This is a genomic window from Paraburkholderia sp. RL17-347-BIC-D, assembly GCF_046027915.1.
GTDB lineage: Bacteria > Pseudomonadota > Gammaproteobacteria > Burkholderiales > Burkholderiaceae > Paraburkholderia.
Genome location: NZ_JARESS010000057.1, coordinates 1 through 19,205, shown reverse-complemented (window position 1 = coordinate 19,205; position 19,205 = coordinate 1). Strand labels below are relative to the sequence as shown.

Below are 19,205 nucleotides of genomic sequence, written 5' to 3'. Positions count from 1 at the left end.
AGGATTCGGCAGGGGCATGCCAGGCAAGAAAAGAATCTGTGTATCGATCGTTTTTAGCCGTTCGGTCGATTTCAAGGCTTGCGGCGACGGGTGACTCGAGGAGCCGTCCGGCGTCCACGGGTCTTGGGCCATACGAGGTAGCGAAGAACAAAGGCGGGCACGGAGTTGGCGTGTCGTCGCGATTCGAATGAGTTCGCGAGGACGGTCCGAAAGGCAGCTGTCCATGCTGCATTCCTGCTGCTAGTCCTGGATAGCCCTGTATAGGGCCGTGCCGATTCGAGTAACGATGCCGACTACGAGCGCATTGCCCATCAGCATCGCGCGAGCGGTTGCGGCGACTCTCGGGACGTCGGTGAATCCGCGAGGAAAACCCATCAGTTCCTCGAGCTCTTCGGGTGTGAGTCTGCGCAGGAGCCCAGACTTCTCGCGAACACAGTGTTTAGTGCGCGATGGCGTGCTGCCGCCTTCTGAGGTAATGATGGTCCGTGCAGGTTTGCTCAACGTGTCGGGAAAGAGCATGCGTCCTTCCGAGTAGTCGTAGGTGAAGCCATTCTTTTCTCGGGCGATGGTTTTGGCGCCTTTGGCTGCACGCCAGGCCGCTTCCGATTCTGATTTGACGTAGAAATCCGTAGGGACTGGGCCAGTCTTGTCAATGACGTCTCCTAACGTGAGCGGGGTGACACTGCCCGTAAATTCTGTGAAGTCCAGGATGTCCGACGCACGTGTTGCACACGTCCACACTTGACCGTCGCACATGAACCCGGAGTTTGCGAAGCGGGTTTTGCCATTCGAGAGTGGACGGTAGCTAAGCTGCTCGTGAAACGGTTCGTTTTGAACAGTTAGGGCAGGCGCGTACGCATCGAGTCCGTCCGTGAGGACGCTTGGAAGGGCGGCATTAAGAACCCCGTCAGAGTGCCACTCGCCTTGCTGTTTGTTTGCATCTGTCCTCATCCGACCGTAGAGTGCGGTAGATGCGTGGTAGGCGACGATGAACACGCGACGGCGCCGTTGGGGATGTCCGTAGTCTGCGGCGTTAATCACACGCCATTCCGCGGCGTAGCCCAGGGAATAAAGGGCAGACAGGACGACGGCGAAGTCTCTTCCGCGGCAGGACGCGGGCGAGGAAAGCAGTCGGTCGACGTTTTCCAGGATGAGATATGGAACGGGCTCACCGTCTGCTGAACGTTGCTCAAGCAATTTAGTAATTGACCAGAAGAGAACTCCCTTTTTACCTCCGAGCCCTTGTGACTGCGACAACGGTCGAGCCACGCTGTAGTCTTGACAAGGAAAGCCGCCGACGACAAGGTGTGGCTTCGCGTCTCGAACAGCCTGCTGGCCGACTGTCGATTCGAGCACTTTAGCGATGTCCTCGTTAATGTGCACGTCGTGCGGCCAATGAGAAACATAAATCTCGCTCGCATGCTGCTTTTTCTTCGATGGCTCGAACTGATTGCTCAGTGTGATTTTATACGGGCTGCCGTGAACTGCTTCAAGGCCCAACCGGAATCCTCCTACGCCTGCGAAGAGTTCGACGACATTGAGTTCGTTTTGCTTGTGGCTACCTTGCGCTGACATTCTGTTTCCTCGTTGAAGTGGAAACAGGTGTAAGCAGCAGGTTTTATCCGCGGCACCTAACGAAATGCGTCGGCAGTAAATGCATTGACACTGCTGGTTGATCCCGCATAGACGCGCGCATCGCGGGCTGATGCTGATAGATATCGGGGAAGAAAAGGCTAAACCCGATTTCCTTGACGTTGGATGCAAATCCATCCAGCGTCACACACAGAAAAGTCCGCCGAGGCCGCCAAGCCCCTCCTGAGGTGGGTGGGGGGCAAGTCTCGGCTTCTAGCGCAACTCTTTCCCGTGTTACCGCATGGGAACAGGCTCGTCGAGCCTTTTGTCGGAGGTGGTGCGGTGTTCCTTGGAACGAATTTCTCTGACTATCTGCTTGGCGATAGCAATTCACATCTGATTGAGCTGTATCGCATGGTGGTGGAGCGGCCTGAGCAGTTCATTGAGATGGCGTCACCGTTCTTTAGCGAAAGCTATCGCTCCCAGGAACGGTTCCTTGAGATACGCAGCGCGTTCAACGACGCGAACGAGGGTCTTCTTCGGGCGGCACAGTTCCTTTACCTGAACAGATTCGGCTTTAACGGACTGTGCAGATACAACCGGTCAGGTCAATTCAACGTCCCATATGGGCATCATGTCCGCGTGCCGAGCTTCCCCCGAGAGGAAATTCTGAGTTTCGCGAAAAAGGCACAGCGAGCGACGTTCGTACATGCTGACTTTGCTTCTGTGATGCGGATGGCGAGACCCGGCGATGTCGTCTATTGCGATCCACCGTATCTTGACCGTGATGGTGTCGCGAGTTTTCGAGCCTACAGTCCAGGAGATTTCAGCTTCGACCGGCAGCGCGAACTCGCCGACCTCGCGAGGGAGCTAGCGGACAGAGGTATCCCCGTAGCAATATCGAACCATGATTGTGTCACGGCACGTCAGCTTTACTCCGGTGCGAAAATAATGGATTTTTCGGTACGCCGTTCAGTGAGCGCCTCCAGTGGTGCGAGAGGCAAGGTTGCGGAGCTCCTGGCTGTGTTTGGTCCGTAATCGGAACGGAGTGATTTTCCCTGCCTCAGCGTGATGGCCGAACTGCAACGCGGTGATGTACAGTACCGGTTGGAGTACGTATGTTTTCTCTCAAAATAGGATTTTTCAAATGAACAAACAGGAACTCATCGACGCAGTCGCATCAGCAACCGGCGCAAGCAAGGCCTCAACTGGTGAGACGATTGACGCAGTCCTTGAGGCTGTGAGCAAAGCTGTAGCCGCTGGAGACACTGTGCAGCTGATCGGATTTGGCTCGTTTAGCCAAGGCGCGCGTGCGGCACGAACTGGACGCAACCCTGCAACCGGTCAGGAAATCCAGATTGCGGCCGCGAAAACCGTGAAATTCACCGCAGGCAAGGCCTTTAAGGATGCAGTTAATCGTTGAGGAACACCTTTTCCTGGCCCGACGTGAGGATGCAAGCCCGCGCCGGGGCCATAGCGATTTCGCTTTTGTCTGGAGCAGGTGTTCGCTTCTTGTCCCGACGACGAAGCCTCGCCGTACGCTAGCCACCTGGAAACCGTGGCGCGCTTCTTACCGCGAATGACGCGACGTTTATCTAGAATGGAATACTGAACCGGTCGTCCAGAAGACGTTCTACTATAGGCGCGATAGACATTATTAGCGAGTAGAACGCCGGATTCGACTCGTGCCACTCGTCGGCGTCCAGTACGTAAAGAACGTCCTCAAAGAATACTTTCCTGTGTGATTCAAGATATGTTTCCAGGTCTAGCCGCTCTGGGGCGATTGTTCGCACGTGACTGTACACGCCGATATGTGCCAGGAATTGTTCGCGAAGACCTCTGTGGATGACGTCGGCAATCAACAGTGGAGCGAACTGCTCCAGCTTCGTCACAATTTCCTCCGCTGCGACTTCCGCGCAACCGTAGTCCAGGGCGTGGTCCATTTCAGCAATCAACAAGATTGCTGAAATCATTGCGGATTTGAGGGCCGCTTCGTGGTCGTCAAGTTCGGTAACGTTCATCTATTAGTTCTCCGGCTAGGTCGTATGTGTTGAAGACCTATAGATTCACGTTTTAGCCTTCGTCTGGATTGTTTGCGCGGCTGGAGGGCAACCGTTTTCGGGCGACCAGATGTTCGGTCAACTTCTGCCCGCGACGTGCGACAACGCCCGCCGCAGCAGCATGCACACTTCAGCCGCGTCGCCATGCGTACTGCTCAAAGCAATGTGCCTATTAGAACGGAATGGGTTCATCATCCGGGTGGGAGAAGGGACGACGGCTTCGCTGCGCAGGTTGAGGCCCTGCGAGCAAGGGCATCGAGCGAATTTCGGATATCCAGATGACGTCTGGATGCATTGCTTTGAAATCCGCCGGGGCAGGGCCTATGATGTCACCGTCAGGAGGACTGTCCATATAATCGTTTTCGGACATGAAAGCCGTAAAGTCCGTTACGGGCGTCCAAGGATATTCAACGAGAATGGCATCATCCCCTTGTAGATACAGCACCGTCAGGTAATTTCGGAACAGTGAGAGTGCCTCCTCGTTTGCGGACAGTGGTATAAGAAATGGACAGCTCGCGAGGCCGACGAAGAGTTCGTATTGGGAGTTCGGGGTTTGCAGACTAACCGCTTGGATATGACGAGGTGAGACGAGCGACGATGGTGATATCGTTGTCGGCACGTTGATGACCAAGGCGAACTCTTCGCTCGTATAACTGAGCATTCCACGCGGAAAGTGCTCTCGAGATAGCACATGTGCAACGTCGATGCTCGCGGCCTTGAATTTAATTATGTCGCACTGCGACGACAAATTTTCAGGTTTCCAGATTTCGGTATGACGGGCGACTGAACGCAGGGAGTAATCGTGGCCTTCGCCTAGCAAACGGAACCGGTCGATTAATAGTGCCACCAGTAGCGTTTCCTCGTCGGCTACCTCAATATTGCTCGTGGCAATGCGTGACGCTAAGCCGGAAAATATGCGGTGGCCAAGAGAGTCATCCTCCAAAGCGTCGCATGAGCCATGTTCAATAATCTGTTCGGCGCTGCATGCTGCAGAAAACAAAACTTCAAGATACGCGTCTAGCCGATTTCTGAAGTCTTCGTATGAATTTTCTGCCTGCAGCTTTTGAACAACCTCAGGAAAGCTTTCGTTCATCCATCTTTCGACCACGGGCGTCCTGATGTCCCGATAGAAATCGGGGGTATTGCCGAACCTATTGAGAAGATATGCGGCGGTGCTCATCGCTTTTTCGACGAGCGAGCGAGGGTTGTTCTCCTTTGCGCTAACTTCGGAAGTGCTCGGTTGCAGACTATTGTGATTGATGCTCATGCGTGTGCTCCTGATCAAAACACAGTATTGATCCCTGGTTTTATTCCTGGGCCACGTCGGCGCCTTCCCACTTGAGGATTGTCCGGAAGCCGTGATCTCTTCACACCTCCTGAAATCGCGCTCGTGCATGCTCCAGCTTGCTGTCGCTCCGGGTGCAGGCAAACGGAATTCGTTGGACTGCGCGTCCTCAAAAATCAAGGACCTGCCAACAAATTCGGTCGCGCTTCGAGACGACGCGGGACCGAATAAGCTGGACTCTCCGGATTGGTGACGCGAATTCGTTGGATTTGCCGGAGTGTGAGAGCGGCCCATGTTGCGCCAGTCCGAAAGGCTGCGTGCGGCCATGAACGGCCGGTCGGCAGCGGCGCGGAGATTGTCGACAATCGATGATTTGTGGCGGTTGTTGGGGTGCCCACGAGCGCGCCCTGGCTGTCGGGTCACGTCCGCGGGTTCACAAATTTAGATTAGTGTGCCAACATGAGCCAAATGGAACCCCATAACGTCCCTAACCAATCTCATCACCACGGCCACAAATCAGTGCGCCGTGGTTCGTTACGTCCATAGCAGGGAATTCGACCTCACCGGTCCAACTCCATGTGCAAACGACCAAAGGCGCCTACGGCGCCTTTTTTATTTTTTCCACTACGAAGAGCCGAATATGACCGAGCCGATAAGCTATCGACGCGCAAGTATCGACGACATTTTGACTGTCTGCGAACTGGGGCAAATCTTGAACGCGGTTCACCACCAAGTACGTCCCGAGATCTACGCAAACGCCACTGTGGAGTTCGCTCGAGACAAACCGCACTGGCTCTCTAGCCTCCAGGGTGAAGATCGAGCCATGTTCCTTGCCGAGCATAGCGGCACGGCGGTCGGCTTTATCACAGTTCAAGTGATCCAGCCGATTAGTCCATTGTTGCAACCGTTGATCGTCGGCCGCATTGGCTCAGTCGCTGTTTTGGAGCGACTGCGGGGACGCGGCGTCGGGAGCACGCTGATGAAACTTGCAGAAGAGTGGGCGCGAAAAAACGGTGCCAACGATATGAGACTGACCGTGTGGGCGTTTAATGAACAGGCGGTCGGTTTGTACCAGGAACTTGGCTACGAACTTCGTGCGTTCGAGATGGGAAGGCAACTCCCGATCGCCGGAGATATGCCCGACGCATGAGGTGGCGCTCCTGCCAGTTTCGGTGAGTCGACAGCGCCGCCCGAATCGTTAACAATCTTGCGGTTAGTACCGTCGGATTCGGAAAAGACGGCTCCTCATGGTTGGCTGCAGCTCTATCGCACATGCGATCAAATGAAATTGACCGTAGAACATCTTATCCGGGAGTTGTCCGCCCATGGTGTTTCGCTGCCCACCGGCGATGTTCGAATCGGCAGTTTTGGCGATTCGGAGGAGCAGTCAGCTTCACTCATTGCTCTTATTGTGGCCGGTACCAAGCGCGGAACCTGCAGTCTTCTGTGGTCGTGGCACTACGAGAGCGCGGTAATTCCAAAGGTCGGAGACATCGAGATCGTACTTGATTGGCATGAGCGTCCGGTCCTGGTTCGACGAACTATCAACCTGGAGATCGTGCCCTTCGATCGCATAACCGCGAGTTTCGCGGCGAGTGAAGGCGAAGGAGATCTCTCGCTACAATATTGGCAAGCGGAACACTGGCGCTTCTTTACCGAAGAATGCCGCCGTATCGGCCGGGTTGCCGATCAATCGATGCCCTTGGTATGTGAGAGCTTCGAGGTGCTTCACGTATTAGCTCCAGCAGACTAACCTTCTCGAACCTAAGGCAGGTGCCGGCCATCAGCGGTCAGTCGACGATCCGGGTGAAATCGTCGACAATCTTCGAGGCCTCGCTTGGTTGCGCGAGGTCGCGAACGCGCTTCCACCATCGGCCAACCTTTCCTCGGAAGTTGCCATGCCACTACCGCTCGTCAATGGGCGAAACCGCCGGGCGAGAATCGGCCTTATTACGACCAGCCACCCGTCACCATGACATCCTCCGACGTGATCATGCGGCTATCGTCGGCCGCGAGGAAGAGCGCCATGCGCGCGAGATCGCCGGGCTCCATTTCCTCGTCGATGCACTGGCCGCGTCGTATCTCTTCGCGGCCTTCGTCGGTGAGCCACAGGTTGCGCTGCTTCTCAGTCAACACCCAGCCCGGCACGAGCGTGTTCACGCGGATCCCATACGCGCCGAGGTCCTTGGCGAACCCGCGCGTCAGGCCCTGTACTGCCGCCTTGCTCATTGCGTAAACCGGGAACTGGCTGCTTTTGAGCATCCAGCAATGCGAGCCGAGATTAATGATCGAGCCCGCGCGTGCGGCCTTCATGTCCTCGACCACGGCCTGCGCTGCGAACAACTGATGCCGCACGTTAACTGCAACGCCTGCATCGAACGACTCGGGCGTAACGTCGGCGAGCGCGTGGCGGCGATCGTTCGCCGCGTTGTTCACGAGCACCTCGATCGGTCCGAATGCTGCCCGCACTTCGGCGATGGCCGCGTGCAACGCGGGAATGTCGGTGACGTCGCAGGCGACGAAGAACGGTTTATGGCGCGCGTTACCGAGCGATTGCTCGACGAACGAAGCGCCAATGCCACTCGCGCCGCCGGTAATGAGCACGACCCGGTCTACTAGACTGGGATAGCTCGCGTAACGTGCTTGTCCCGAAGATTTTTCGCTAGAGGTTGCCATTCACATCCCGTATTGATTAATCGCTGCGACGACCAAACGACTGTGCGCCATGGAAGTTTTCTTGTGAGCTAGGCAGGTCCGGCTTCCTAGCGCCCGCCCGTCTGACGCCCAAATGACGCATTGTCTACGAGAAGGTGGCGATCCGCAAAGACGTGCTCGTCGTCGTGCGTTTCCAATACAATGCCGCCGAGCAAGCGACATGGGGGCCAGTCATCAAGCTGATGGACGACCCGCTGCGCCGCGGGGCCGGCCGGCAGCCCGCGAAGGATGGATTTTCAACCCGAAGCGGCCTTTGTAGGCTCTCTGGCTATCCAAGAGACCGCGTCGCGTCTTGCGCTCTTGCACGGGGTGCAGTGAGTGCACCTCGGCGTTGTCATGAGGTCGTCCCTTGGCAAACAGTGGCGGCGCTTGAACGACCGCTTTGGAGAAATGTGGCCGTCGGCAGTGGGTCGTCCATGGAAGTTCGGAGCTGAGTCGGCGAGATCGATTGTCGACTGACGACGAACTTCCGGGTTCGGCCATGAGGCGACCGTCGCTGCCCTAACCCGAAGGGCCGCTACGCTAGCACTGCCGGCCCATCGCGATTGGCCGCTTGAACTGCTCGCGAGGCGGGGAGACCCGCTAGTTACTGCAGATTTTTCGCGAGCTGGCCGCGCAAGGTATCTGCCATCTTCTGCAATATGTCTGGCAAGAGTACCTGCGCTTCAAGCGGGCCCATCACGGAATAGCCCGATCCCAACTCGCCGTCGATAACGATCACGGCTGCGCAGCGCGCTTGCGCCATGTTACGCACATAGTCGCACGCGGCGTCGAATTGCCCGGCCGATTCTCCGCCTGGGACGACTGTTGCCTCGAAGTCTGATGTCATTGCGTCCTCGCAAAACGTATAAACAATCTTATCGGACGAAGCGTCATTCGCAGACGGGTTTAACTCGCACAACAGTTTACCCGTGGCGCGTAAGGCGTCTGTCAGACCTTTGGAATATAGTCGATTGAGTTGCGCTACCGGTTGTGCTGGCGGTGCATCAAAGCCCTGGAGTGCATCGACTGATCCCCAGTCACGCTGCAGCTACAAACGGCTATCGCGACGTTAAATGGTCAACTTCAATCGAATCGTAGCGGTGGTCGACGATGACGAATCAGTTCGCCGCGCCCTCAAGCGTTTGCTGCACTCTTTCGGGGTAGAGGCGGAGACTTTTCACAGTGGCGAGGCATTTCTGAGCACGCCATCGTCGGGACCTTCGTGCCACCTCGCCTGCGTGATCGTGGACTTCCAGATGCCAGGGATCGACGGGCTGGAGTTGCAGCGCCGCCTGGCTCCGACTGGTGTGCCCATCATCTTCATGACCGGGCACGACGATCCGGCCGTCCGCAAGAAGGCTTTCGCGAGAGGTGCGGCAGGCTACCTGAAAAAGCCGTTGGACGGCGCCGCATTGATTAGGGCTGTGGAAAAAGCGCTAGAGCTACCCGTACTGCCATAAAGCGCTTCGCCCAGCTGCGGCTGAATGTCCGATACAAAGCTTAATCCAACCATACATGCCCAGATGGCGGCCGTCCGAAAAGGGTCGGGTGCAGCCGATCGCCTGCTCACCGGTTTCGAGCTACCCCCATCGCATGAGCCAGCAACTGTCCAATTTCTGCCTTTCGACTTTGCGCGTTGAACGGCCGGAGTCCGTGCAACACCTGCCGCTCGAGGCGTTGCTCGGAAGTTTCGAGAGCGGGTCGGACCGTTGGCATAGGTTCTGTACATTGGCTCACCAACAATGCTGTGCCGGTATCAAATCGAGTGAGCGGCTGGACGCCACGAGTAGCGCCGGTCTACCGGACTTCATTTTGCTTTGCATTTCCCTGCGCCGCTTTTTCGGTACGAATAACCGACGTAACGATTTCCCACGTAATCGTGAACAGTTCAGCACGCGCTCGTCGAACGCAATTTTGGCTGGATCAATCTCTTTCGGCGGCTTGACAGCCTGTAGCCTAGCCAGGCGGACAAGGATAGAGTTTAGGCTCCGTCGCGTTCCACATTCCAGCAAGGCGTGTCAGGACATGGTTTCAAAGATTATTTGGGTCCTATTGCCGCTTTCGATGTACGCACTGTATGTCACCGTGTCGACGTGGCGCGGACGGACACCGTCGCGTCAGGCGCTCAATGTGCAAACCAGCCTGCTGTTGATCGCCTACCTGTTGACGACGGCAAGTCTCGGTGTGTTCTGGGTGGCCAATCAGCAGTTGCCGGTGTTCGACTGGCACTACCTGTTTGGCTACTGCACGCTGCTGCTTGTCTCCGTGCACCTGGTTTTCAACCTGCCGGCCGTGTTCCGCTGGCTGCGGCTCGCACCGTCCCAACCAGCGCAGCAGTCCACCCGCGGTGGCTGGCACGGCCCGGTCGCGGTCGGCAAGGTGCTGACCGTCCTCGCCGCTCTCGGCATGGCGTTCTTCCTCGGCACGCGTCACGGCGCCAGCGAAGTCGCCGTCCGCTGGACCAACGCCGCCGAAGCCGGATCTGGCCCGGTCGATGCCGTGGCCCGTTATCACGAATTCTCGTCCGAGTCGCGCAGCCGCGTGTTCCAGCGCGCGCCGGGGGTCGAATGGGGTGCACCGCCGCCCGCTTTCAAGCGCTACCCCGACGTGCCGCACATCGCCCTCGCGCGCGACAGGACCCACAAGCGCAGCCTGAGCGACGCGCTGCGCGCGCCCTCGTGGCGCAAGCGGAGCCTGAGCGTTGCCGAGTTGGGCGAGATGCTATACCTCTCGGCCGGCATCACGGCGTGGCGCGGCGGCCTGGCGTTGCGCGCTTCGCCATCTTCCGGCGCGCTGTTTCCCAGTGAGCTCTATGTCCTGGCACACAAGGTCGAGGGCTTGCCGGCCGGGCTTTATCACTACGACCCGGAGCACAATCGGCTCGACGCGCTGGGCGCTGCTCGGGCCGCGCTCGGCGCGCCTCAGGCAGACGGCGCCGACGCGGTCGTGGTGTTGACTGCGGTGTTCCGCCGCACCGGCTACAAGTACCGCGACCGGGCCTACCGCTATGCGGTTGCGGACGCTGGCCACTTGCTCGAGAATCTACGGCTCGCGGGGCATCAGGCAGGAATGCGGGCGACGCTCGTCGCGCGCTTTGACGAGATCCTGGCCGCCAAGGCCATCGGTGTTGATGGCCTCGAGGAAGGCGTGCTCGCCATCATGGATCTGCGGCCCGCGGCCAGCGCCGTGGACTCCACCGGCGAAGCTTTGCGCGCGCGCTTCGCAGCGCCGCCGGTACCCTCCGGCCTGACAATCGGCGTGACAGGCATGGTGCACCGGGCCACGTCGCTGCAGCTATTGCCCGACGAGGTGGGCGCCGGGCACATCGCGCTACCGGCGCCTGAGCCCGCCGCCGCAGGGGTGACCGACACGATAGTCCAACGGCGGAGCCAGCGGCGCTTCCTCGACGATGCGGTGCCGCTCGCGACGATGTCATCGATGCTGGCCGACATGGCGCTGGCGCCCCAGCTATCGGGCGCCATCCACATCAATCTGGTCGTCAATCGTGTCGCAGGGCTCCGGCCGGGCGTGTATCGCTACCTGCCTGAGCACGCGCTGGTACGCGTGCGCGACAGCGATTCCGCCGCTGCGGCTCAGGCGGCCGCGTTGTCGCAGGATGTGATCGGCAACGCCGCAGTAGTGCTGGTGCTTTCCGCCGATCGCGCACACATGCTGGCGGAAGGTGCGCGTGGATATCGCCATGCCTTTCTCGAGGCGGGGATACTGGGCGAGCGCTGGCTGCTAGGCGCGGTTGCCCACGGCTTGGCCGCCTGCCCGGTGGGCGGGTTTTACGACGACGAAGCGGCGGCTCTGATCGATGTCGATGGGCAAAGGGAATGGGTGTTGCACTTCGCGGCGCTCGGCGCATCGACGGGAACGTAGAAGGAGGCTCGCACATGCTGACGGACGCGCTCGGGCCCACGCGCAGGTGCACGAAGCGCATTTCGAGGGTATGACGGGAATCGCTCACACGCGCTGGGCGACACACGGCGCGCACTCCCCGACATGCGAGGCACGCCGGAAAGCGCTTCATAAGGTGATCAGCGAACGACCTTGATCGATGTTGGCCGTCACTTTCGAGCCCGACACGCGACGTTCGCGCCAATCTCCCGGCTGGCAGCTTCGGGTCGATTACAGGCGTTGCCGCTCGGACAGAAGTAGTCATCGCAATGACGGCTCCCGCCGCCGTGAAGATGTTTGTGGCGCGCCAACGCATTCTTGAGAGGGGCGTCCAAGCCCTCAACGGGCCAGGTAGAAATCCAAGGGGATAAGCTCGACGGCCCATCCGCCTTCTTCGCCCAGCGTAGCGGCCGGATGCATGGACGCGAGGCGCAACGCCTCGTCGCGGCCATCCGCCTCAATGACGAACAGGCCGCCCACCACTTCCTTCGACTCGGTGTAAGGTCCATCAGAGACGTGTGTCTTGCCGCCGCTCGGGCGAAGCGTCTGCCAGTTGTCCAAATCACCAAGCGACGCGGAAATCAGAACCTTGCCGGTAGCCCGCATCTTCTCGTCCAATGCGGGGCATTGGCTCACCAATTCCTTGACGTCGTCCGGTGCCATGGCGGCGAATTGTTCAGGGGTGAAGTAGGCCAAGCCGAGGTATTTCATAGGAGCTCCGTTGGGTAGGCATACACTGACGACGAAGCTGATGATCGAAAATCGACATTTTTCTCGAAAAGATTTTCGCGGGTCTCGCCAGCCTGTTCGCTTTGAACCGCGTAATGCCGACTGCCGAGGCCGGTGCCGCCCATGCGGGTAGCGTGAGGGCGTATTCGGCCATGAGCAGTCGGTCACTGTCAGCACGACACAGTCATTTGAGTGGTCGCTCCGCATCAAACAGCGGACCTAGACCGGTAGCCTTGCCGCTGGGCGCGTCGTGGTGCTGAAGGGGATCTGCGCAAAGCGAGGGGCGCCATTGGTTGCAGCCTATGGTAACGGCCATGGACTTGGCCGCTTCAGCTTGATTGGTGCGCCAGCCAGCTGAGCATACTGAATCGCAGTTTCGTTCGACTTGGATGCGACGCGCGAAACGCCAAGCTACGTGCCTACTATGAGTCGCTTGGCTTCATCCGTGTAGGCACGAAGGCAATGCCCGAGCATGGCGACTATATCGATTCACTTTACGAGAAACCGGCGCATCCGATGCGAGAGCGGCCCTCGGCCAGGCTTCTGATCAGAATTATCGAACACCAACGGAGCTGCAGTCCATCGCGCGACGGTCGCGGAAACCGTCGCGCTACTGGTGGCACCAGCAGACAAGTCGCTACCCGAGCGACCGTCAGCGTGCCCAATAAACACAAACCGCCGCGTCGCTATAGCCGCTTTCTTGCTGATAGTCTTTCTCAGCGCCGATGTTCACGAAGAGACCCTTGCCGATGGCCACCGGCGGATACCATTCCAACAGCATCTGGCCAGTCTGGCTGTCCTCGACACTGATGCAAAATCCATTTTTGCCATTCGACGGCGGAGTCTGCCCGGTCTTGTAAACGCGAACCAGGCCGTTGCTGCCCGCTGGCAGCGAGATCGGCTGCACTTCCTTTCCGTCAATGAATACATGCACCGTCCTGGCCCATTGCTCGGTATTCGCGGCGGCAACATAAAGCGTGGTATTCGCAGGTACATCCCAGCAGCATTGCCGTCCGGTCCGAGGAGTGTGCGTCGGGGTCGGGGTCGGGGTGGGCGTCGGGGTCGAGGTCGGGGTCGAGGTCGGGGTCGAGGTCGGGGTCGGGGTCGGCGTCGGACCGGCGACAGCGGACGGGTTTTCGAAAACCCACCAGCAACTCACGTCCCTCGTCATCAGATCCGGGCTGAAATATAGTGATCCGGCGAAGGGTAGGTCCGCCTTGAGCCTAATTGGCAAGCCGTTTTGAAAGGTAGATGGACTAACAAGGCAGTTGGGATCGTAAGTAATCGGAGAGCCGGCACCCTCTATCACTCTGTTGCCGTTGCCATCTATGCTTGTTGAAGAATTGATCTGCGCCGGCCATCCTTCCGATCCACTTGGGGTTGGAGGGTAGAAGCTCTGAAGCATGGCATATCCGCTGTCAGGCCCTAGCCTATTCTCGCCAGTCGTCACGCACCCGGCAGTCCATGAGTAATAAGTTTTCCCATTGATAGTGGTGGAAAGAAAAAATACGTCGCCCGCTTCGATTGGCATGCCTGGCAATTTAGGCGTGTGACGTGGGTCCGGAGCGGCCTGAAATAGATAAGACGCATCTGGAAGGACTCCCAGCGCTACTGGCTGGAGTGGGTAGTTGATTACTTCCCCAGATCCAATCGGGCGGGAGATATCCGGGGCGAGGTACAGATTCTTCGCACCGGACAAGTTTTTTAATCTGAACGTGTCGCCATACTTAACGGGGGTAGTCATGTCAATCTCCGTGCGTTGGGCAAAGCAAGCGGGTTGTAGTGGATAACAGCGACGTTTCGGAACCGCATTCGCTGAGAATATCGGTGCGCCCGGGACCACATTACGTGAGAACGGGCTCACATTAATTGAGAACGGCTCGATAACGGCGAGCGGGATGCACATTCGCTGAGAATGGCGAGGACCATAACCTTACGAACAAAGTTTCGAATACTCGTTGCTGCGGGATAAATCGAACGCTGTTTTGCGAAACGGGTATTCTGCACAGGCGACGGCCCGCCAGTCGGGACTCCCGGGCAGAGAACGGCTCCAGCGCAGGCGTTCGGCCGCGAATGACTGCTGTACTTCGGAGCGCGGCGCTAGCGCGCGATGCGGCGACTGGCGCATCGGGTCGAACTGGGACGTCCGAAGTTGTTTTGCCAGCGTGAAGGTCGAGCTGGGTTGACCCGGCCTAAACGGCTTGCAGGCCGAATCAACCCATTTAAATTCAATAACTTAGAAATACTAACCACTCCGATTAACCACTTCGGGACGCGCTGCCTAGGAGCCTATATCAACCAAGCGGCCAATTCAGTATTACAAGACCATCGTTGTAGTCGTTGTCGGTCCCATCTTCGGACGCAACCAGCCCGAAATAGGCCTTCTGAAAAATATCGACCTGCCTTGATCCGAGCTTGGACTGCTTCCCGTTAGCTTCCACGATAACCCGGACACTCCCTTTCCCCGAGTTCAGAATCTGGGTCTGGAGGTTTCGGTCCTTCGTGCCCGAACCCGTGAATGTAGCGCTGGGCTTCGAGGCGTCATCCACAAAAACGCTGACCGTCTGCACGACAACTGAATTCACGAGCACTGTTACGCCAAACGCTGTGTTTGGCGGCAGATTAAATATCCCATTCCGCTCCCCCCCATCACCCTTGCCGTCACCACCGGCCTGTTCCGATGCCGCCTTGATGACCTTCCATGAGGTGGTATGGTAATTACCGACGTATGTTCTGGGTAGCGTCGACGACGTCAAGACGCAATAAGCCTCGCCCTCAACACCAGCGCGGTCATATGAGTCGAGGTACCCGTTGTCCGCACAGTTGGACAGGTAGATGGTATCGCCGTCGTTCAGCGGCGTACCTTCATCATTCAGCGCGGAGCCATCTTGATTCGTATGTCCGATTTTCCACTTCGATCTCGCATCGATTGAAGTGTTATTTTTTTGAACTGCGCCTACCCAATGGATTTCATTTACTGGGACAGTCTTGCCATCAATAGTGGCAAGGACGGCTTCCTCATTGTCTTCCAGCATGCTTCGCAAAACGATTGCGTCGCCCGACTTTACTGGCTTTCCGTTTTTTGTTTGGTCGACAGGCTGTATTTTCCAAGTGACAGATTTTCCGCTTCGCTTCGATGGTTGCGCGGCGTATACAGCGCCGACTCCGCCATCGGATGGCAGGGCCCCATAGACGTCCAAATAATAGCCGGGGGCCTTCGGGTCGTCAAAGGTGGCTTGATTTGATAAATACAGTGTATCGCCATATAAGAGATTGCCAGACATTTTGCACCCACAAGGTTGTTGAAAGGAGAATGATGTGAATGTTATGGCACGGTTGATGTTCCATTCGGACGCCTGTAACTTGGCGTATCGATGCCAATGCCATAGCTATCAATGTTGATATTTGCGCCTAGGCCGCCTTTGCTATGAATGGAGCCACGTTGCGAGCTTGGGTGACTACCCAAGAGGCCAGTTGAGAATCGCGAGACAGTCGTTGTAGTCGTTATCGGTGCCATCCTCCGATCCGAGGAGGCCGAAGTAGATTGTCTGATTCAGGTCGACCTGACGCGACATCACCTTCGACTGCCTGCCGTTTGCCGTCACGGTAAGGCGAACAACGCCGGTACTGTCGGATTCGAGGATCACGGTGCCCATCTGACCATCCTGAGTCCCCGGCTTGCCAGTCAGCGTGTAGGGCTTCGGATTGTCGCCGATGAAGACGGCGATTTCCTGAGCTGCGGCCGAGTTCACGAGCCCGGTCACGCCAAACCTCTTATTCGGCGGAAGTTTGAAGGTACCGTCCCGGACGTTGGAGCCGGGAATGGATCCAATCAACTGGAAGTAGCAAGATGGATCGATATCCTTCTTTCCCGGAATGAGGGCGTTATCAACGTCCTGATTTGACCCAACGGAGATATAGAGTCCGTTATCCGCCTGCAGCACTAAAGATGGAGAGGCGGGGGCGTACTGGTATGAGAACACGCAAAACTCATCGACGCTCTTTTTCTTGGCCAGAATACAGTCGTTGCTTGAATGTGGAAATAGGCCGCTGATCCTCGAGAGATAAAGCCCATTATCCGCAAGCAACGTGATCTTGCCCGGCGCTACCACTTGCACCGTGAACTTGCAAAAAGAATCCACGCCTGGCTTTGTGGCCAAGATCATGTTCGTGCGTTCATCTCTGCCAACAAATAATCCGTTACTTGCCTTGAAAGAAATAGTGCTCGAATCCATATCCATCTCCTGATTAGTGAATACACGCGGAGGCTGACTTTTTGAGTTGAAAAAAGCCTGCCGTGCGATTGCTGTCACGCCATGAGTGAAGTTGCAGATCCTTTGATCGCGAAGATTATCGTATTCGTCTGACAAAAGAGCCTACCTGGATTGATCGCTTGTAATTGCCAAAAAGTGGTATATGGAAGCCGGTACGGGCGGAGCGCGTCGTGACGTCGTCTACACCGTACCGCGCGAAGTAGATCCCGCCCAACGCCATCGATAGGCGGGGTGAGGTACAGACGGAAATCGCCCGCCCAGGACAGCAGGGCGTCAGGATTCGAATTAGCTCGGTCGTGATCGATGACGCGCATGACCGCTTCAGTGCAAGAAGAGACAAAGCGGCACGCTGTCGTCGAACGGCAGAGATGGGTCGCGTGCTGCCGATCGCAGCCTTTGGGAGTTCTGGCTGCGTATGTCTATTGCATAAGGCGGCACCCGGCCAGCTTCAGTCCTTCGCGCGAGTGCTCAGGGGGACAATTGGACGTCGCTTCCTTCCTCAACATCGGCCGCTCGCAGATTTGGCTCGCCAATAGCGTCATAGACCAAACGATTAGTCGGATAAAATTCCTCTCCAACGATACCAAGCCGAGTTGAGGGGAATCCATGTTCGAACACGTTGTTCTGCGAAGGGCTGAAGGGGGGGCACCGGTAACAGCTGGTCAAATAGCAGAGTCGCTACTTTACTATCAGAAAGTGCATGTCGTGATCGACCGCGGCACGCTGTTCCAATTGGTCAAACAGATCAGTATCGATAATCTCAAGTTGCTGTTAAAGCGGCCGGAATTGTCAGCTGTCTATTGCGAAGAGAATCTCGGCACGCATACTAAGTCTGTGGGGGTCACCCAGTTTCACGACTATGTCGCGTTCTCGCTAAGTGGCGACCAAAGCACGAAGCTCAATTCGCCGGAAGAACGAACGGCATATGAGCTCGAACGCCAAGGCACGCCGAGAAAAGTCGCTAGGGAGTTTTCGAAGTGGTTCACTAGCCGCATTCCTATGCGCAAGTACACCGGAAACCATTTTGTAAAAGGTGGCATTCCGGCAGCAGCGAGGCTCGACCTATCCGACACAGATTTCGTACGGGATGCAATTCGGCAAGCGATCGCCGCTTCGTCAGATGGACAAACATTAGACGACGGTTTGCAGTTCGAGCTAATGCGCACGGAGCAAGGTTATTGCGCCTTCTCGAACATTGACTTCGATGCGATTAACAAGCGGCGGGCAGATATGGTGCCGCCATTGGAACCCGTCACCGTTGCGCACCTTTTGAGTAACATTCTGGATGCTCGGGCGGATCTCGCGATGGCCTCATACTACGGCGGCGACTTCGTTACCTCGGCTGTCACGTCAGCGATCATCCGTACGCGGTACTCAGAAGTGTTGCGTCGTTCGCAACTAAACGTAGAATCGCGTCAACAATTTATTGACGTCATTCTCCCCGATTCCCCAAGTTTGTCAGAAGCCATTGATGCAGGAGAGCGGTCGATCGATGACTTCTTTCGTTTGCTTGACAAAGGTGGTCGATTCAGAAACTGGCTTGGAGCAGTGAATCCCGACGAGAATTTGGTCCGCGCTTACGTTCGCGAAATTACATCGGAACCTTTAATTCAAGGCACTGCCGGCAAGACCCTACGATACGCTTTGACTACTGCGCTAGGGTTTGTAAATCCCGTCGCCGGCTTAGTCGCGGGAGGCGCGGACAGCTTTGTTATCGACAAGCTTTTCTCTGGGTGGCGGCCGAACCATTTTGTGGTCAAGAAACTTGTGCCTTTCGTGCGTGGCTATTGACCGATGAAGTCGGCGCGACCGACCGTTGTAGAGCAAAAGACGGCCGCCCGTCCAACAACGCGAAGAACGGCGCAAAGGGGTCGGTTTCGGGCGACCGCGTCGGGCAGTGACCGGCCAATGCGCGTCGGTCGACGCTCCGCCAGTCTGGCTCCGCCCGCATCCCAAAGCGGTCACTCACGGATCGGCGCCGGCCAAATCAAAGCAGATGCTCTCCGCGATCTCCGGGGGCGGATCACCACAGGCGTTTCTGACAAATTCACTCACTCGGCACTGGGAAAACGTCGCTGACGCGACAGGCGTCGCTTATCGTGGCTATGCGACAGACCATCTGCGGATAGCGAAGGGATTGAGCGGGCGAGTGCAGCACGGCGAATTCGCCGGCTCGCCGTCCCGACTCTCCTACAAGCATTCCTGCGCTTGCTCAGGTAACGGGCATGAACTCTCCTTCGGCGAAGAACCACGCCGACATCGTCCGTGCCAGTTCGAGCACGACCTCCGCGTCGGTCCGGCCGGAGGACGCGCGCACGTGGAACGAATGATCTGCGTCGTCCACCACATGCAGCGTGGCGCGTGGCCCCAGCGTCTCGACGACCGACCTCAGCAGGTGAAGCTCGGCCAGCTTGTCGCGCGCGCCCTGCAGGAAGAGAATCGGCACCGTGACGTCCGCCAGGTGCCGTGCCCGCTCCACGCCGGGCGCGCCCGCGGGGTGCAGCGGGAACGCGACGAAAGCGAGGCCACGCACGCCGTCGAGCGGGGAGATGGCATGGGCCTGGGACGTCATGCGGCCGCCGAACGACCTGCCGCCCGCGAAGAGCGGCAGGGCTGGCAGCCGCCGGCGGGCCTCTGCGACGGCTGCCTGCATGGCAGCATGTGCCACGGCCGGCGAGTCCACCCGCC

Annotated in this window: 17 protein-coding genes; 7 read left to right on the top strand and 10 right to left on the bottom strand. The window is 57.7% G+C overall.

Annotation, left to right across the window (positions count from 1 at the left end):
* Positions 1 to 240 precede the first annotated feature (240 nt).
* Positions 241 to 1,575 carry a DNA (cytosine-5-)-methyltransferase gene (dcm, locus tag P0D96_RS40475; protein WP_408319441.1) on the bottom strand — a complete coding sequence of 445 codons (1,335 nt, stop codon included), beginning with the start codon at positions 1,573 to 1,575 and terminating at the stop codon, positions 241 to 243.
* Between the two features lie 183 nt (positions 1,576 to 1,758).
* Between dcm and P0D96_RS40470 the strand changes: the two genes are divergently transcribed.
* Together P0D96_RS40470 and P0D96_RS40465 are read left to right on the top strand one after the other, a co-directional pair.
* Positions 1,759 to 2,610 (top strand): DNA adenine methylase, encoded by an 852-nt coding sequence (locus P0D96_RS40470; RefSeq protein ID WP_408319439.1) that lies wholly within the window; start codon positions 1,759 to 1,761, stop codon positions 2,608 to 2,610.
* Between the two features lie 109 nt (positions 2,611 to 2,719).
* Positions 2,720 to 2,995, top strand: a complete 276-nt coding sequence (locus tag P0D96_RS40465) for an HU family DNA-binding protein (protein WP_408319437.1) — start codon at positions 2,720 to 2,722, stop codon at positions 2,993 to 2,995.
* Between the two features lie 172 nt (positions 2,996 to 3,167).
* Here the strand turns inward: P0D96_RS40465 and P0D96_RS40460 are convergent, their stop codons facing one another.
* Positions 3,168 to 3,593 carry a hypothetical protein gene (locus P0D96_RS40460; RefSeq protein ID WP_408319435.1) on the bottom strand — a complete coding sequence of 142 codons (426 nt, stop codon included), beginning with the start codon at positions 3,591 to 3,593 and terminating at the stop codon, positions 3,168 to 3,170.
* 211 nt (positions 3,594 to 3,804) lie between these two features.
* Positions 3,805 to 4,899 (bottom strand): hypothetical protein, encoded by a 1,095-nt coding sequence (locus tag P0D96_RS40455; protein ID WP_408319433.1) that lies wholly within the window; start codon positions 4,897 to 4,899, stop codon positions 3,805 to 3,807.
* 658 nt (positions 4,900 to 5,557) lie between these two features.
* Between P0D96_RS40455 and P0D96_RS40450 the strand changes: the two genes are divergently transcribed.
* A complete protein-coding gene (locus P0D96_RS40450) occupies positions 5,558 to 6,067 on the top strand; it encodes a GNAT family N-acetyltransferase (protein WP_408319431.1) in 510 nt (169 codons plus the stop codon).
* Positions 6,068 to 6,199: 132 nt separating this feature from the next.
* Positions 6,200 to 6,670, top strand: a complete 471-nt coding sequence (locus P0D96_RS40445; RefSeq protein WP_408319429.1) for an ASCH domain-containing protein — start codon at positions 6,200 to 6,202, stop codon at positions 6,668 to 6,670.
* Positions 6,671 to 6,867: 197 nt separating this feature from the next.
* Here P0D96_RS40445 and P0D96_RS40440 read toward each other — a convergent pair whose 3' ends face one another.
* Together P0D96_RS40440 and P0D96_RS40435 are read right to left on the bottom strand one after the other, a co-directional pair.
* Positions 6,868 to 7,593: an SDR family NAD(P)-dependent oxidoreductase gene (locus tag P0D96_RS40440; RefSeq protein WP_408319427.1), complete on the bottom strand. Its 726-nt coding sequence runs from the start codon at positions 7,591 to 7,593 to the stop codon at positions 6,868 to 6,870.
* Positions 7,594 to 8,218: 625 nt separating this feature from the next.
* The gene (locus tag P0D96_RS40435; RefSeq protein ID WP_408177956.1) at positions 8,219 to 8,461 is read right to left on the bottom strand and encodes a hypothetical protein; all 243 of its coding nucleotides are present in this window, start codon (positions 8,459 to 8,461) and stop codon (positions 8,219 to 8,221) included.
* Between the two features lie 226 nt (positions 8,462 to 8,687).
* On the opposite strand from P0D96_RS40435, the gene P0D96_RS40430 reads away from it, so the two are divergent.
* Both P0D96_RS40430 and P0D96_RS40425 read left to right on the top strand, forming a co-directional pair.
* Positions 8,688 to 9,074, top strand: coding sequence for a response regulator transcription factor (locus P0D96_RS40430; RefSeq protein WP_408319425.1), 387 nt, complete (start codon positions 8,688 to 8,690; stop codon positions 9,072 to 9,074).
* Between the two features lie 565 nt (positions 9,075 to 9,639).
* Positions 9,640 to 11,496 (top strand): SagB/ThcOx family dehydrogenase, encoded by a 1,857-nt coding sequence (locus P0D96_RS40425; protein WP_408319423.1) that lies wholly within the window; start codon positions 9,640 to 9,642, stop codon positions 11,494 to 11,496.
* A gap of 357 nt (positions 11,497 to 11,853) precedes the next feature.
* Here the strand turns inward: P0D96_RS40425 and P0D96_RS40420 are convergent, their stop codons facing one another.
* The 4 genes from P0D96_RS40420 to P0D96_RS40405 form a co-directional block, all read right to left on the bottom strand.
* Positions 11,854 to 12,225 (bottom strand): YciI family protein, encoded by a 372-nt coding sequence (locus P0D96_RS40420; RefSeq protein WP_408319421.1) that lies wholly within the window; start codon positions 12,223 to 12,225, stop codon positions 11,854 to 11,856.
* A gap of 670 nt (positions 12,226 to 12,895) precedes the next feature.
* Positions 12,896 to 13,987: a hypothetical protein gene (locus P0D96_RS40415; protein ID WP_408319419.1), complete on the bottom strand. Its 1,092-nt coding sequence runs from the start codon at positions 13,985 to 13,987 to the stop codon at positions 12,896 to 12,898.
* 550 nt (positions 13,988 to 14,537) lie between these two features.
* The gene (locus P0D96_RS40410; RefSeq protein ID WP_408319417.1) at positions 14,538 to 15,527 is read right to left on the bottom strand and encodes a fucose-binding lectin II; all 990 of its coding nucleotides are present in this window, start codon (positions 15,525 to 15,527) and stop codon (positions 14,538 to 14,540) included.
* A 174-nt stretch (positions 15,528 to 15,701) separates the two neighbouring features.
* Positions 15,702 to 16,478, bottom strand: coding sequence for a fucose-binding lectin II (locus tag P0D96_RS40405; protein ID WP_408319415.1), 777 nt, complete (start codon positions 16,476 to 16,478; stop codon positions 15,702 to 15,704).
* Positions 16,479 to 17,123: 645 nt separating this feature from the next.
* Here P0D96_RS40405 and P0D96_RS40400 point away from each other — a divergent pair.
* The gene (locus P0D96_RS40400; protein WP_408319413.1) at positions 17,124 to 18,308 is read left to right on the top strand and encodes a hypothetical protein; all 1,185 of its coding nucleotides are present in this window, start codon (positions 17,124 to 17,126) and stop codon (positions 18,306 to 18,308) included.
* Between the two features lie 421 nt (positions 18,309 to 18,729).
* Here P0D96_RS40400 and P0D96_RS40395 read toward each other — a convergent pair.
* Positions 18,730 to 19,205, bottom strand: a 476-nt coding sequence (locus P0D96_RS40395; RefSeq protein ID WP_408319411.1) for an alpha/beta hydrolase family protein, incomplete at its 5' end; no start/stop codon positions are given.

Excerpts from the sequence above, each read along its gene's own strand:
- P0D96_RS40470 (WP_408319439.1), top strand. The coding sequence starts at position 1,759 with ATGCAAATCCATCCAGCGTCACACACAGAAAAGTCCGCCGAGGCCGCC.
- P0D96_RS40415 (WP_408319419.1), bottom strand. The coding sequence starts at position 13,987 with ATGACTACCCCCGTTAAGTATGGCGACACGTTCAGATTAAAAAACTTG.
- P0D96_RS40420 (WP_408319421.1), bottom strand. The coding sequence starts at position 12,225 with ATGAAATACCTCGGCTTGGCCTACTTCACCCCTGAACAATTCGCCGCC.
- P0D96_RS40445 (WP_408319429.1), top strand. The coding sequence starts at position 6,200 with ATGAAATTGACCGTAGAACATCTTATCCGGGAGTTGTCCGCCCATGGT.
- P0D96_RS40460 (WP_408319435.1), bottom strand. The coding sequence starts at position 3,593 with ATGAACGTTACCGAACTTGACGACCACGAAGCGGCCCTCAAATCCGCA.
- P0D96_RS40425 (WP_408319423.1), top strand. The coding sequence starts at position 9,640 with ATGGTTTCAAAGATTATTTGGGTCCTATTGCCGCTTTCGATGTACGCA.
- P0D96_RS40430 (WP_408319425.1), top strand. The coding sequence starts at position 8,688 with ATGGTCAACTTCAATCGAATCGTAGCGGTGGTCGACGATGACGAATCA.
- P0D96_RS40435 (WP_408177956.1), bottom strand. The coding sequence starts at position 8,461 with ATGACATCAGACTTCGAGGCAACAGTCGTCCCAGGCGGAGAATCGGCC.
- P0D96_RS40410 (WP_408319417.1), bottom strand. The coding sequence starts at position 15,527 with ATGTCTGGCAATCTCTTATATGGCGATACACTGTATTTATCAAATCAA.
- P0D96_RS40440 (WP_408319427.1), bottom strand. The coding sequence starts at position 7,593 with ATGGCAACCTCTAGCGAAAAATCTTCGGGACAAGCACGTTACGCGAGC.
- dcm (WP_408319441.1), bottom strand. The coding sequence starts at position 1,575 with ATGTCAGCGCAAGGTAGCCACAAGCAAAACGAACTCAATGTCGTCGAA.
- P0D96_RS40450 (WP_408319431.1), top strand. The coding sequence starts at position 5,558 with ATGACCGAGCCGATAAGCTATCGACGCGCAAGTATCGACGACATTTTG.
- P0D96_RS40465 (WP_408319437.1), top strand. The coding sequence starts at position 2,720 with ATGAACAAACAGGAACTCATCGACGCAGTCGCATCAGCAACCGGCGCA.
- P0D96_RS40400 (WP_408319413.1), top strand. The coding sequence starts at position 17,124 with ATGTTCGAACACGTTGTTCTGCGAAGGGCTGAAGGGGGGGCACCGGTA.
- P0D96_RS40405 (WP_408319415.1), bottom strand. The coding sequence starts at position 16,478 with ATGGATTCGAGCACTATTTCTTTCAAGGCAAGTAACGGATTATTTGTT.
- P0D96_RS40455 (WP_408319433.1), bottom strand. The coding sequence starts at position 4,899 with ATGAGCATCAATCACAATAGTCTGCAACCGAGCACTTCCGAAGTTAGC.